The organism is Streptomyces sp. L500 (assembly GCF_054551825.1).
This window is the reverse complement of record NZ_JBTOLC010000013.1, coordinates 1-12880: the sequence shown is the minus strand read 5'-3', so window position 1 is coordinate 12880 and position 12880 is coordinate 1. Positions and strand designations below refer to the sequence as shown.

The 12880-nt window shown below is 73.0% G+C and carries 14 protein-coding genes; 7 read left to right on the top strand and 7 right to left on the bottom strand.

All coding sequences use genetic code 11. The annotated features are described in order from the left end of the window. Positions 1 to 27: 27 nt before the first annotated feature. The gene (locus ACX9I7_RS14825) at positions 28 to 378 is read right to left on the bottom strand and encodes a hypothetical protein (RefSeq protein WP_387566128.1); all 351 of its coding nucleotides are present in this window, start codon (positions 376 to 378) and stop codon (positions 28 to 30) included. Positions 379 to 404: 26 nt separating this feature from the next. Continuing rightward, the gene (locus ACX9I7_RS14820) at positions 405 to 1631 is read right to left on the bottom strand and encodes an MFS transporter (RefSeq protein ID WP_459387589.1); all 1227 of its coding nucleotides are present in this window, start codon (positions 1629 to 1631) and stop codon (positions 405 to 407) included. 71 nt (positions 1632 to 1702) lie between these two features. Between ACX9I7_RS14820 and ACX9I7_RS14815 the strand changes: the two genes are divergently transcribed. After that, entirely contained in the window at positions 1703 to 2683 is a 981-nt protein-coding gene (locus ACX9I7_RS14815) for an ArsR/SmtB family transcription factor (RefSeq protein WP_459387588.1), read from the top strand. Between the two features lie 21 nt (positions 2684 to 2704). Here the strand turns inward: ACX9I7_RS14815 and ACX9I7_RS14810 are convergent, their stop codons facing one another. From ACX9I7_RS14810 to ACX9I7_RS14800, 3 genes are all read right to left on the bottom strand, one after another. After that, positions 2705 to 3274 (bottom strand): Uma2 family endonuclease, encoded by a 570-nt coding sequence (locus ACX9I7_RS14810; protein WP_459387587.1) that lies wholly within the window; start codon positions 3272 to 3274, stop codon positions 2705 to 2707. Positions 3275 to 3371: 97 nt separating this feature from the next. Continuing rightward, positions 3372 to 3668: an MTH1187 family thiamine-binding protein gene (locus tag ACX9I7_RS14805; protein WP_189451380.1), complete on the bottom strand. Its 297-nt coding sequence runs from the start codon at positions 3666 to 3668 to the stop codon at positions 3372 to 3374. Then, the gene (locus ACX9I7_RS14800) at positions 3665 to 4009 is read right to left on the bottom strand and encodes a DUF3817 domain-containing protein (protein ID WP_189451381.1); all 345 of its coding nucleotides are present in this window, start codon (positions 4007 to 4009) and stop codon (positions 3665 to 3667) included. The genes ACX9I7_RS14805 and ACX9I7_RS14800 overlap by 4 nt, the downstream gene beginning before the upstream one ends. Before the next feature lie 170 nt (positions 4010 to 4179). On the opposite strand from ACX9I7_RS14800, the gene ACX9I7_RS14795 reads away from it, so the two are divergent. From ACX9I7_RS14795 to ACX9I7_RS14780, 4 genes are all read left to right on the top strand, one after another. Beyond that, positions 4180 to 4818 carry an AIM24 family protein gene (locus tag ACX9I7_RS14795; RefSeq protein WP_189451382.1) on the top strand — a complete coding sequence of 213 codons (639 nt, stop codon included), beginning with the start codon at positions 4180 to 4182 and terminating at the stop codon, positions 4816 to 4818. After that, positions 4818 to 5468: an AIM24 family protein gene (locus tag ACX9I7_RS14790; protein WP_459387586.1), complete on the top strand. Its 651-nt coding sequence runs from the start codon at positions 4818 to 4820 to the stop codon at positions 5466 to 5468. The genes ACX9I7_RS14795 and ACX9I7_RS14790 overlap by 1 nt, the downstream gene beginning before the upstream one ends. Next, positions 5465 to 6232, top strand: a complete 768-nt coding sequence (locus ACX9I7_RS14785; RefSeq protein ID WP_126916114.1) for an AIM24 family protein — start codon at positions 5465 to 5467, stop codon at positions 6230 to 6232. Before ACX9I7_RS14790 ends, ACX9I7_RS14785 begins: the two co-directional genes overlap by 4 nt. 107 nt (positions 6233 to 6339) lie before the next feature. After that, positions 6340 to 6813: a MarR family winged helix-turn-helix transcriptional regulator gene (locus ACX9I7_RS14780; protein WP_126916113.1), complete on the top strand. Its 474-nt coding sequence runs from the start codon at positions 6340 to 6342 to the stop codon at positions 6811 to 6813. Positions 6814 to 6903: 90 nt separating this feature from the next. Here ACX9I7_RS14780 and meaB read toward each other — a convergent pair whose 3' ends face one another. Further along, on the bottom strand, positions 6904 to 7881 hold the full coding sequence (gene meaB / locus ACX9I7_RS14775) for a methylmalonyl Co-A mutase-associated GTPase MeaB (RefSeq protein ID WP_459387585.1): 978 nt from the start codon (positions 7879 to 7881) through the stop codon (positions 6904 to 6906). A 37-nt stretch (positions 7882 to 7918) separates the two neighbouring features. Next, complete coding sequence (locus ACX9I7_RS14770; RefSeq protein ID WP_126916111.1) at positions 7919 to 9136, bottom strand: acetyl-CoA C-acetyltransferase; 1218 nt, start codon at positions 9134 to 9136, stop codon at positions 7919 to 7921. Positions 9137 to 9276: 140 nt separating this feature from the next. Here ACX9I7_RS14770 and mce point away from each other — a divergent pair, with 140 nt between their 5' ends. Both mce and scy read left to right on the top strand, forming a co-directional pair. Further along, positions 9277 to 9717 (top strand): methylmalonyl-CoA epimerase, encoded by a 441-nt coding sequence (gene mce / locus ACX9I7_RS14765; protein ID WP_189451386.1) that lies wholly within the window; start codon positions 9277 to 9279, stop codon positions 9715 to 9717. A 185-nt stretch (positions 9718 to 9902) separates the two neighbouring features. Next, positions 9903 to 12880: polarized growth protein Scy (gene scy, locus ACX9I7_RS14760; RefSeq protein ID WP_459387662.1), on the top strand; the 2978-nt coding region annotated here is incomplete at its 3' end.

Sequence of the window (12880 nt, the reverse complement as noted above, 5' to 3'; positions counted from 1 at the left end):
TCCGCCGTCACGCGCCGTCACGCGCCGCTACGCGGCTCCGGTGGCCTCCCGCACGAGCTGCACCGCCGCCTTCAGGCTCAGCCCGGGCTCGGCCCGGCGCACCGCCCGCACCGCGTGCACCTCCTGCTCGCGCGGGTCCACGCCGGCGGCGGCGAGGACGCCGCGCGTCCACTCGGCGCGGACCTCGCGCTCGGGCCGGGCCGCGTGCAGCGCGATCAGCGCCGCGGCCCGCTCCAGGCCCGGCCGCTCGGCCTCGCTCGCGGTCTCCAGGGCCTCGCGCACGGCGTCGGCCACGGCCTGCGAGTCGCGCAGGACGAGGACGCCGAGGTCGAGGCTCCCGCCCTTCTCCTTGTCCTTGTCCCTGCCCTTGCCGAACACGCGCTCCCCCTTCGGTGGTTCCTTGATCAGCGAGATCGTACGACCTCGCGGACGACCGCCGTGACGGCCACCGTCCCGAGGAGCCCGGACCCGGCGACCACCAGGTGCACGGGGACGAACTCCGCCGCCGCGCCGGCCAGGGCCATGCCGAGGCCCTGGATCGTCATCGTCCCGGCCGACAGCACCGTCATCGCGCGGCCGCGCAGCTCCTCGGGTACGGCGGCGATGAACCACTGGTCGGCGCCCAGCGTGTACGCCGTCCCGGCCCCGGCCACCGCGGCCAGCAGCAGCGACCAGCCGAGCGAGGGCCGCGGCGCGTAGAGGAGGAACGGCAGGAGCAGCACGGCCGCCAGCGGCAGCGCGATCCGCTCCCGCGTGCGCGGCCGGAGCAGGGCCCCGGCGAGCACCTCGCCGGTGATCGCGCCGACCGGCATGGCGCAGAGCAGCAGCCCGGTGGCGGTGGAGCCGGCGCCGAGGTCGTGGGCGTAGGGGGCGGCGAGGGACTCGGGGGTGACGAGGAAGAACGGCGGGATCCAGGAGAGGAGGATGAGGGCACGTATCCGGCGGTGGGCGAACAGCTCGCGTATCCCGGCCAGGGAGGCCGCCATCAGTCCGCCTTCGCCGGCGTCGGAACCGGCGGCGGAACGGGCGGGCCGCCGCCGGGTGCCGAGGCGCAGCAGGGCGGCCGAGGCGAGGAAGCCGACGGCCGTGGCGACGAGCGCGGTGCGGGGCGCGACGACCGTCAGCAGCACCCCGCCCGCCGCGAAGCCGACGAGCTGGGCGCCCTGTGCGACGACGCGCAGCAGCGAACGCCCGAGGACGAAGCGGTCGCCCTCGCCGAGGATGTCGCCGAGCGTCGCCGCGCGCGTCCCGGCGAAGACGGGCGCGACGGCGGCGTTGACGCACCGCAGCGCGAGCAGCGCGGCCACCGGCGTGCCGGGCAGCGCCATGACGACGGCACCGGCGGCGCACAGCAGATCGCAGGTGACGAGGACGCGGCGTGCGGGACGCCGGTCGGCGATCCCGGCGAGCAGCGTGCCGCCGAGAACGTACGGCAGGAACCCGAGCGCGAAGGTGAGCGCACTGAGCAACGGCGAGCCGGTCAGCCGGTAGACGAGGACGGACAGCGCGATCTCACCGACGACGATCCCGAGCAGGGACAACACGTGCGCGGCGAAGACGGCCCGGAACTCGGGCACGGCGAAGACGGCTCTGTAGGGCGAGCGCGGCGGAACGGTTGACGTCGTGGACATGCCCGACAGCGTGCTGGGGGACGGGCGGCCGCTCTAGTCTTTCGGCCTCAGCCGAAAGAAAGGATCTCGGCGTGCCGTTCCACATGCGCTTCGAGGCGGACGACCTGTTGCGCTGCCGGTTCGGCATCTCCCCGCTGTGGGAGACCCACCAGGCGCTCTACACGTTGCTGCGGCCGCGGCGGCACGTGTACCACCTGCCGTGGCTGCGGCGGATGCGGGAGCCGCTGGCGTCGCTGGACGTCTCCTGGCTGTCCTTGGTGGTCCCGGACCGGGGTTATCACCCGGATTTCCTGTGCCCTCCGCCGAGCGGTCCGCTGGACTCGTTCGAGGACGAACTGGCGCGCGTACGGGCCACCGCCCCGGACCGGGCGCGCGAGGAACTCGCCCGTTCGCTGGCCGAGACACCGGGCGCGGCGGACTCGGCGCGGGGCCGGGCGATGCTGGCCGACCCGGCGGGCGCGGTGCGCGAACTGACGGCGGCGCTGGAACGGGCGTGGCACACCGTCCTCGCCCCGGACTGGCCGAGGCTGCGCGCGCTGCTGGAGGCGGACGTGGTCTTCCACGCGCGGCGGCTGGCCGAAGGCGGCCTGGAGCGCCTCTTCACCGACCTCCACCCCTCGCTGACCTGGGCGGACGACACCCTGACGATCCGCCGACCCGGGCACCACAGCCGCCGGCTGGGCGGGCGGGGCCTGATGCTCGTCCCCAGCGTCTTCACCTGGCCTGAGGTGATCGGCGGCTTCGACCCGCCGTGGCAGGCGACGCTGGTCTACCCGGCACGCGGCATCGGCGGCCTCTGGCACACCCCGCCCCCGCCGGCCTCCGACGATGCCCTCTCCCGTCTCCTCGGCCCCAACCGTGCCGCCCTCCTCACCACCCTCGACGAGCCCGCCTCCACCACCACCCTCGCCGACCGCCACGGCCTCGCCCTCTCCTCGGTCTCCGCCCACCTCCGTGTCCTCCGCGACGCGGGCCTGCTGACGTCGCGACGCGAGGGGCACCGCGTGCTGTACGAGCGGACGCCGCTGGGGACGGCGCTGCTCAGCGGCTGACGCAGTGCGTGCGGGCCGGCGTCACTTCTCGTAGCGCGTCAGGCCCTCGGTGGTGATCTTCACTCCGAGATCGGACAGCTCGACGTCTTCGCCGTAGAGGCCGTGCCTCCTCGCCTGGAACTCGCCGTCCCGAGGCAGGGTGTACAGGGTCCAACTGCCGTCGCGCGGGTCGATGAGGAGGTAGGCGGGAATCCCCGCGTCGGCGTACCAGCCGACCAGATCCCGGGTGTCCTTGGTGCTGTTGCCCTTGGACACCACCTCCACCACGAGCTCGACGTCACCCGGGTCCGTCAGCCAGTCGTCGGAGTCCGCGAAGCCCGCGTCGCAGACCAGCAGGTCCGGGGTGGTGTAGTCGTCCGGATCGCCAGGCATCGGGACCGAGGCCACCTGGAAGGCACTCAGGCGCCCAGGCAGCGTCAGCCGCAACTGGCTGTAGAGATTGTTGACGATTCCGGCCTGCTTGCCCGTGCGCGTGCGCGACATCATCACGACGCCTCGGATGATCTCGGCCCGCAGGCCGGTGGCCGCCTCGGCGGCCTCGGCCGCTCTGCGCAGCGGGGTCATATCGGGCTTGGGGCCGACGGGAACCACGTGGCGACTCTACCGGCGCCGCATCCGCCCGCCCGGAAAACGGAAAGCGCCCTCCCCCGCACGGGGAAGGGCGCCCAGTGAGCGGCGAACCCGGCGGTCAACCCTCCGAGAGGTACCGCTCCACCGTCTCGACCTTCGACGTCAGTCCGTCCGTCACTCCCGGCCGGATGTCCGCCTTGAGGACGAGGGAGACGCGCCCGCAGCGGGCCTCGACCGCGGCTACGGCGCGCTTGACGACGTCCATGACCTCGTCCCACTCGCCCTCGACGGACGTGAACATCGCGTCCGTACGGTTCGGCAGGCCGGACTCGCGGACCACGCGTACCGCGTCGGCGACGTATTCGCCGACGTCCTCGCCGACGCCGAGCGGCGATACGGAGAAGGCGACGATCATGCGTTGACCACGCCTTCCTTGCGGGCGCGCGCCGCGATGACCGTGGCCTCGGCCTCGCGGCGGAGCATGCGGTCGGCGAAGAAGCCGCCGGTCGGCAGGACGGAGAGGACGAAGTAGAGGGCGGCGGTCTTCAGCTCCCACTTGGTGCGGGACCAGGCGTCGATCCAGAAGACGACGTAGATGATGAAGAGGATGCCGTGGATCGCGCCCATCACCGGCACCGCGTTGAAGTCGGTGGTCCGCTTGAGCACCGAGCAGAGCATCAGGAGCAGGAAGGAAACACCCTCCGGCACCGACACCAGGCGGAGCCGACGCAGGGCGGAGGCGGTCTTGAGGTCCACGGGGCACACCTTCGGTCGCTAGTGGCGGGACGGTCACAGCTTGTGATGGCGTTCACAAGCCGCTCCATTGTCGCAGTACTGCTACGGATCACCGGCTCCGGGTCCGTTCCGGGCGTTCCGAGGGCCATGGGGCCTGTTGGAGCCGTATGTCCGCCCGCTAGCGTCTGGGCGTGGCTCAGTTTCGGCTCCACGGGAGCAAAGTCCTCGCCGTCGACATGACGGGGGACGCGGTCAAGGCCAAGAACGGCTCGATGGTCGCGTACGAGGGCGAGATGGCATTCAAGAAGATGACGGGCGGCGGTGACGGCCTGCGCGGCATGGTGACGCGCCGGCTCACCGGCGAGCAGATGGAAGTCATGGAGGTGAAGGGACACGGCACCTGCTACTTCGCCGACCGGGCGAGCGAGATCAATCTCGTCGCGCTGCGCGGGGAGACCCTCTACGTCGAGTCGAGCAACCTTCTGTGCACCGACTCCGCCCTGCGCACCGGCACGACGTTCACCGGCCTGCGCGGCGCCTCGCAGGGCAACGGCCTGTTCACCACGACCGTGGAGGGCACCGGCCAGGCGGCGATCCTCTCCGACGGCACGGCGATCGTGCTGCGCGTGACCCCGCAGACGCCCCTCCAGGTCGACCCGGGCGCGTACATCGCCCACACCGGCCGGCTCAAGCAGCACTTCCAGTCGGGCGTCAATTTCCGCACCTTCATCGGCGAGGGCTCCGGCGAGGCGTTCCAGATCCGCTTCGAGGGCGACGGGCTCGTCTACGTCCAGCCCAGCGAGCGCAACACCATCGGGGGTGACATCTGATGCCCTTCCGGCTCCTCAACTCACGGATGGTCGAGGCCCAGGTGATCCCCGGGCAGCGGCTGTTCAGCCAGCGCGGCGCGATGCTCGCCTACAAGGGCGACGTCTCCTTCACCCCCAGCATCACCGGCGGCCAGGGCGGCGTCATGGGGATGATCGGCCGCCGGATCGCCAACGAGGCCACGCCGCTGATGTCCGTGGAGGGCAGCGGCACGGTCATGTTCGGCCACGGCGGCCACCACGTCCACGTCATCGAGCTCACCGGCGACACCCTCTACGTCGAGGCCGACCGGCTGCTCGCCTTCGACGGCACGCTCCAGCAGGGCACGATGTTCATGGGGTCCCAGGGCGGTGTGATGGGCATGGTGCGCGGCCAGGTGACCGGGCAGGGCCTGTTCACCACCACCCTCAAGGGGCACGGCGCGGTCGCCGTGATGGCCCACGGCGGCTTCATCGAGCTGCCGATCACCGCCGGGCGCCCGGTCGTCGTCGACCCGCAGGCCTATGTCGCCCACCGGGGCGAGGTCCGCAACAAGCTGTCGGCCGCGATCGGCTGGCGCGAGGTCGTCGGCCGCGGCAGCGGCGAGGCCTTCCGGCTCGAACTCTCGGGCCACGGCACGGTGTACGTCCAGGCGTCGGAGGAGAAACTGTGACCGGCCCCGTCATCCACGACGCGTCCACGCTCCCGAGCAACGACAACGTCAACCCCTACACCTTCAGCGTCGACCTCAAGGGGCAGTGGTTCCTGCAGAAGGGGAAGATGATCGCCTACTACGGGCAGATCAACTTCCATGGCATCGGCCACGGCCCCCTCGACCGCCTGATCGCCGGCAGCTTCCACTCCCCCCTCCACGCGGCGGACTGGGTCGTCGCCGAGGGCCACGGCAAGATGCTCCTCGCGGACCGCTCCTTCGACGTCAACTCCTACGACCTCGAGGACGGCAACCTCACCGTTCGCTCCGGCAATCTGCTGGCCTTCGAGCCCTCGCTCTCGCTCAAGCAGTCGATCATCCCGGGCTTCCTCACCCTGATCGGCACGGGGAAGTTCGTGGCCGCGTCCAACGGGCCGGTCGTCTTCGTCGAGCCCCCGGTCCGCGTCGACCCGCAGGCCCTGGTGGGCTGGGCCGACTGCCCGTCCCCCTGTCACCACTACGACCACCAGTACCTCAAGGGCGTCATGGGCGGTGTCCGGCGGCTGACGGGGCTGGGCGGCGCGTCCGGCGAGGAGCACCAGTTCGAGTTCGTCGGCGCGGGCACGGTGCTGCTGCAGTCCACCGAGCAGTTGATGGCCGACATCGCCACCGGCGAGGGCCCGCCGGACGAGGCGGGCGTGCCGCACGGAACCTCCGGGAATCAGTCAATGTCCCCGCGTTTGCCGGGCCAGCTGGGCGACCTCCAGCGCCGCTTCGGGCTGTGAGCGGTACCCTGCGGAGTGTGACGGGTCGAACACACGACCTGCCGCACCGCATGCGCGCACCGCACCTTCATTAGTTAATCTTTCAACTTCTTAGGTAGACTCCCTCTATGGACACCGAGAACGGCACCCGCTGGCTCAGCGACGAGGAGCAGGCCGCCTGGCGTGCCCACCTGTACGTGAGCCGGCTGCTGATGCACCAGCTCGAACGGGATCTCCAGCCGTTCGGCCTCACCAACAACGACTACGAGATCCTGGTCAACCTCTCGGAGTCGAAGGACCACCGGATGCGGATGAGCGATCTCGCGACCGCCACGCTCCAGTCGAAGAGCCGCCTCTCCCACCAGATCACCCGCATGGAGAACGCGGGCCTGGTCCGCCGCGTGAACTGCGAGTCCGACCGTCGCGGCCTCTTCGCGGTCCTCACCGACCACGGCTGGAAGACCATGCGCGAGGTCGCCCCGCACCATGTGGCCTCCGTGCGCGAGCACTTCATCGACCTGCTGTCGCCGGAGGAGCTCAAGGCGCTCCACGAGTCCCTGGCGCCGGTCGCGAAGCACCTGCGCACCACGCGCGCGAAGTAGCGCGAAGGAGCACGTAGCGCGAAGCAGTCGACCGGCGGGTCGGCAGCGCGGTCCTCACACTCTCCGGACGGAGAGGGGAGGTCCGCGCTGTCAGCCCGCCGCCGACGACGGCCCCGCCGTCGTCAGTTCCGCCACCAGTTCGTCCGCCGCCGCGTACGGGTCCAGCGTCCCGCCGACCACCCGTCGCGCGAGCGCGCCCAGGCGCCGGTCGCCCCGCAGGTCGCCGATGCGCTCGCGCAGCGCCGTGACGGCGATGGTCTCGATCTCGTGAGCGGCGCGGCGGAGCCGCCGCTCCGCGAGGACGTCCCGCTCCGCCATCCACGCGTGGTGCTTCTCCAGCGCCGCGACGAACTCGTCCGTGCCCTCGTTCCGCGCGGCGACGGTCTTCACGATCGGGGGCCGCCAGTCGCCCGGGGTACGGGCCTCGCCCAGGCCCAGCATGTGGTTGAGCTCCCGGGCCGTGGCGTCGGCGCCGTCGCGGTCGGCCTTGTTGACCACGTAGACGTCGCCGATCTCCAGGATGCCCGCCTTCGCGGCCTGGATGCCGTCGCCCATCCCGGGGGCGAGGAGCACCACGGAGGTGTCCGCCTGGGAGGCGATCTCCACCTCCGACTGCCCGACGCCCACCGTCTCCACCAGGATCACGTCGCACCCCGCCGCGTCCAGGACGCGGATGGCCTGCGGGGCGGCCCAGGCGAGGCCGCCCAGATGACCCCGGGTGGCCATGGAGCGGATGTAGACGCCGGGGTCGGACGCGTGCTCGGACATCCGGACCCGGTCGCCGAGCAGCGCGCCGCCCGAGAACGGCGAGGAGGGGTCCACCGCGAGGACGCCCACCCGCCTGCCCTGCCGGCGGTACGCGCTCACCAGCGCGGACGTGGACGTGGACTTGCCGACGCCCGGGGAGCCCGTCAGGCCCACCACGTACGCGCCGCCGGTCAGCGGGGCGAGGGCCGCCATGACCTCGCGGAGCTGCGGGGACGCCCCCTCCACCAGGGAGATCAGCCGGGCCACGGCGCGCGGCCGCCCTTCCCGGGCCTGCTCGACCAGTGCGGGGACGTCCACCATCACGGCTCCCTCCTCGGGGACCTGCCTCGGGGCTACCTCACTTGTTGTTGCCCGGCACGCGGAGGATCAGGGCGTCGCCCTGACCGCCGCCGCCGCACAGCGCGGCGGCGCCCACCCCGCCGCCCCGGCGCTTGAGCTCCAGCGCGAGGTGGAGCACGATCCGGGCGCCGGACATGCCGATGGGGTGGCCGAGCGCGATCGCTCCGCCGTTGACGTTCACCTTTTCAGGGGATACGCCCAGATCCTTCATGGACTGCACGGAGACCGCCGCGAAGGCCTCGTTGATCTCGATCAGGTCGAGGTCGTCGACGCCGAGGCCCTCCTTGCGCAGGGCGTGCCGGATGGCGTTGGACGGCTGGGACTGGAGGGAGTTGTCGGGGCCGGCAACATTGCCGTGGGCGCCGATCTCGGCGATCCAGTGGAGGCCCAGCTCCTCGGCCTTGGCCTTGCTCATCACGACCACGGCGGCGGCGCCGTCGGAGATCTGCGAGGCCGAACCGGCCGTGATCGTGCCGTCCTTGGCGAACGCGGGGCGCAGCTTGCCCAGCGACTCGGCGGTGGTCTCGGCGCGGATGCCCTCGTCCTTGTTGAAGAGGACCGGGTCGCCCTTGCGCTGGGGGATCTCCACGGGGGTGATCTCGGCGTCGAAGAGGCCGTTCTTCTGGGCGGCGGCGGCGCGCTGGTGGGAGAGGGCGGAGATCTCGTCCTGCTCGGGGCGGCCGATGCCCAGGCGGGTGTTGTGCTTCTCGGTGGACTCGCCCATCGCGATGTTCTCGAAGGCGTCCGTGAGGCCGTCGTGGGCCATGGCGTCGAGCATCTCGATCGCCCCGTACTTGTAGCCCTCGCGGGACTTGGGGAGCAGGTGCGGCGCGTTGGTCATGGACTCCTGGCCGCCGGCCACGACGACGTCGAACTCGCCCGCGCGGATGAGCTGGTCGGCCAGGGCGATGGCGTCCAGCCCGGAGAGGCAGACCTTGTTGATGGTGAGCGCCGGGACGGACATGGGGATGCCGGCCTTGACGGCGGCCTGACGGGCGGGGATCTGGCCCGCGCCGGCCTGGAGCACCTGGCCCATGATCACGTACTGGACCTGGTCACCCCCTATCCCGGCCCGGTCGAGGGCGGCCTTGATGGCGAAGGCGCCCAGCTCGGCGCCGGAGAAGCTGCGCAGCGAGCCCAGCAGGCGGCCCATGGGCGTACGGGCACCCGCCACGATGACCGAGGTCGTACCGGATTTTCCGTGCGTACCAGACATGGGCGCGGCCCCTTCGAGCGGAGAGGGATGTTAACGGTCGTTGCCGTCAATGTACTGAGCGGTACGCCGCCCGGTCACCGGGCGGAAGGTGTGATCGCGCGCACGTTGCGTAACCGGGCGCGCGGCGGTGCACTGGACGCATGCTGACGCGAATCGACCACATCGGGATCGCCTGCTTCGACCTCGACAAGACTGTCGAGTTCTACCGTGCCACGTACGGCTTCGAGGTGTTCCACACCGAGGTCAACGAGGAGCAGGGCGTGCGCGAGGCGATGCTGAGAATCAACGGGACGTCGGACGGCGGCGCCTCCTATCTCCAGCTCCTGGAGCCCACCCGGGAGGACTCCCCCGTCGGCAAGTGGCTCGCGAAGAACGGCGAGGGCGTCCACCACATCGCGTTCGGCACCGCCGACGTGGACGCCGACGCGGCCGCCGTCAAGGACAAGGGCGTAAGGGTCCTCTACGACGAGCCGCGCACCGGATCCATGGGTTCCCGCATCACGTTCCTCCACCCCAAGGACTGCCACGGTGTGCTGACAGAACTGGTCACCTCGGCACCTTCCGTACACAAGGAGCACTGACCCTCCCCTGCCCCGGCCGGTAGAGTGCAGGTTCGGCCGGGGTACCACGGGTTCGCCCATGGGTCCCGGGCCGGGCTGTACCGATGATCTGACACCATTTCTTCGGAAGGGCGGGCTCCGGGTTCACCACCGACGCAGTACGGGGCCGGCCGCCGACGCGATACAGGGGACGGATGGACCGCGCTGTGCGGGGCTACGAGCGCCAGGAGAGTCAGCTGGAGGAAGCCGACCACCTCTCGCAGTTCGAGGCCGAGATGAAGCGGCTGAAGACGGAGCGGGAGAAGGCGGTCCAGCACGCCGACGACCTCGGCTACCAGGTCGAGGTTCTGCGCGCCAAGCTCCACGAGGCGCGCCGCAATCTCGCCCACCGTCCCGCCTATGACTCGGCGGACATCGGCTATCAGGCCGAACAGTTGCTCCGCAACGCCCAGATCCAGGCCGAGCAGCTGCGCAGCGACGCCGAGCGCGAGGTGCGCGAGGCCCGGGCGCAGACGCAGCGGCTGCTCCAGGAGCAGGCCGAGCGCCAGGCCCGGATGGAGGCGGAGCTCCACGCCGAGGCGGTGGCCCGCCGGCAGCGCCTGGACGAGGAGCTGAACGAGCGTCGGCGCACCGTCGAGTCGCACGTCAACGAGAACGTGGCCTGGGCCGAGCAGCTTCGGGCCCGTACCGAGGCGCAGGCCCGCCGGCTGCTGGACGAGTCCCGGGCGGAGGCGGAGGCCGCGCTGGCCGCCGCGCGCGCCGAGGCCCAGCGGCTGACCGAGCAGGCCAGCGGCCGGCTCGGGGCGGCCGCCGAGGAGGCCCGCGCGGAGGCCGAGGCGATCCTGCGCCGGGCGCGCACGGACGCCGAGCGGCTGCTGACGGCCGCCTCCACGCAGGCGCAGGAGGCCGCCACCCACGCCGAGCAGCTGCGGACGGCCACGACGGCCGAGGCCGACCAGGCCCGGAGCTCCGCGGCCGAGCTGACGCGTACCGCCGAGGCGCGGATCCAGGAGGCCGACACGGCCCTGCGCGAGGCGCGGGCCGAGGCGGAGAAGCTCGTCACGGAGGCGAAGGAGGCCGCGGCCCGGCGGCTGACCGCCACCGAGACGGACAACGAGCAGCGCACGCGCACGGCGCGGGCGGAGATCGCCCGCCTGGTGAGCGAGGCGACGAAGGAGTCGGAGGCGCTGCGGGCCGAGGCCGAGCAGCTGCGCGCCGACGCCGTCGCCGAGGCGGAGCGGCTGCGCACGGAGGCGGCCGCGGAGGCGCGCAGCGCCGTCGCCGAGGACTCCGCCGCCGCGCTGGCCAAGGCCGCCCGGACGGCCGAGGAGGTGCTGGCCAAGGCCACCGCGGACGCCCAGGCGGCGACGAAGGCGGCGGCCGCCGAGGCCGAGCGCATCCGCAAGGAGGCGGAGTCCGAGGCCGAGCGGCTGCGGGCGCAGGCGGCCGACACGGCCGAGCAGCTCAAGGGCGAGGCGAAGGACGACACCGCCGAGTACCGCAAGAAGACCGCCGAGCTCCAGGAGGAGGCGCGCCGGCTGCGGGCCGAGGCCGAGCAGCTGCGGGCGGACGCGGTCGCCGAGGGCGAGCGGATCCGCGGCGAGGCGCGCCGCGAGGCGCTGCAGCAGATCGAGGAGGCCGCGAAGACGGCCGAGGAGCTGCTGGGCAAGGCCAAGGCGGACGCCGAGGAGACCCGGAGCGGCGCGGCCGCCGAGAGCGAGAAGACGCGGGCGGAGGCGGCCGAGCGCGCCGCGACCCTGCGCAAGCAGGCCGAGGAGGCCCTGGAGCGGGCCCGCGCCGAGGCCGAGGAGATGGCCGAGGAGGCCGAGGACCACGCCGAGCGGGTCCGTGCCGAGGCCGCCGAGGCGGCGAAGGCGACGCGCGAGGAGGCCGAGCGCGCGGCCCGGGCACGGGCCGAGGAGGCCGCCGCCGAGCTGGAGCGGCTGCGGAGCGAGGCCGAGCAGCGCGTGGAGGCGGCGGAGACCGCGCTGCGCGAGGCGCGCGCGGAGGCGGAGAAGCTGCGCCGGGAGGCCGCCGAGGAGGCCGAGCGGCAGCGTACGGAGGCCGCGGAGCGGGCCCGGACGATCGGCGGCCAGGCCGAGGCCGACGCCGAGCGGCTGCGCGCCGAGGCGGCGGCGGAGGCGGCGGAGACCCGCGCCGAGGGCGAGGCCGCGGGCGCGCGGCTGCGCGAGGAGGCGGAGGCCGAGGCCGAGCGGCTGCGCACGGAGGCGCAGGAGACCGCCGACCGGCTGCGTGCCGAGGCGAACGCCGCGGCCGAGCGGACGGCCGCGGAGGCCGCCGAGGCGCTGGCCGCCGCGCAGGAGGAGGCCGCCCGGCGGCGCCGGGAGGCCGAGGAGCTGCTCGGTGACGCCCGTACGGAGGCGCGCACGGAGCGCGAGGCGGCGCACGAGCAGAGCGAGGAGCTGCTGGCCTCGGCGCGCAAGCGGGTCGCCGAGGCGCAGGAGGAGGGCCGGCGCCTGGTCGAGGAGGCGGAGGCGCGGGCGGCCGAGCTCGTGGCCGCCGCCGAGCAGACCGCCCAGCAGGTGCGGGAGTCCGTGGCCGGGCTGCACGAGCAGGCCGAGGAGGAGATCGCCGGGCTGCGTTCGGCGGCCGAGCACAACGCCGAACGGACCGTCACGGACGCCCAGATCGAGGCGGACCGGGTCCGTGCCGACGCCTACGCCGAGCGGGAGCGCGCGGACGAGGACGCGGCCCGGACGCGCAGCGAGGCCAAGGCCGCCGCGGACGAGATGCGGGCCGAGGCCGAGCGGCTGTCGGCCGAGGCGTCGCGGGCCCTGGACGAGGCCCGGGAGGCCGCGAACAAGCGGCGCTCCGAGGCGGCCGAGCAGGCGGACGAGCTGATCGCCGAGGCCATCGCCGAGGCGGAGAAGATGGCCACGGAGGCCACGCGCGCGCTGGACGAGGCGCGCGAGGCGGCCAACGGCCGGCGTACCGAGGCGGCGCTGCAGGCCGACGAGCTGATCGCCGAGGCGACGGCCGAGGCCGAGAAGATCGTCGCCGAGGCCGCGGAGCTGACGGAGACGGCGAAGGCCGACGCCGTCCGTTTCGAGGAGCGGGCGCGGGAGGCGGCGGACGCCCACCGCGCGGAGGCCGAGGCGGACGCCGACCGGCTGCGCGCCGAGGCCGCCCGTACCGTCGACGAGGCCCGGGAGGCGGCCAACAA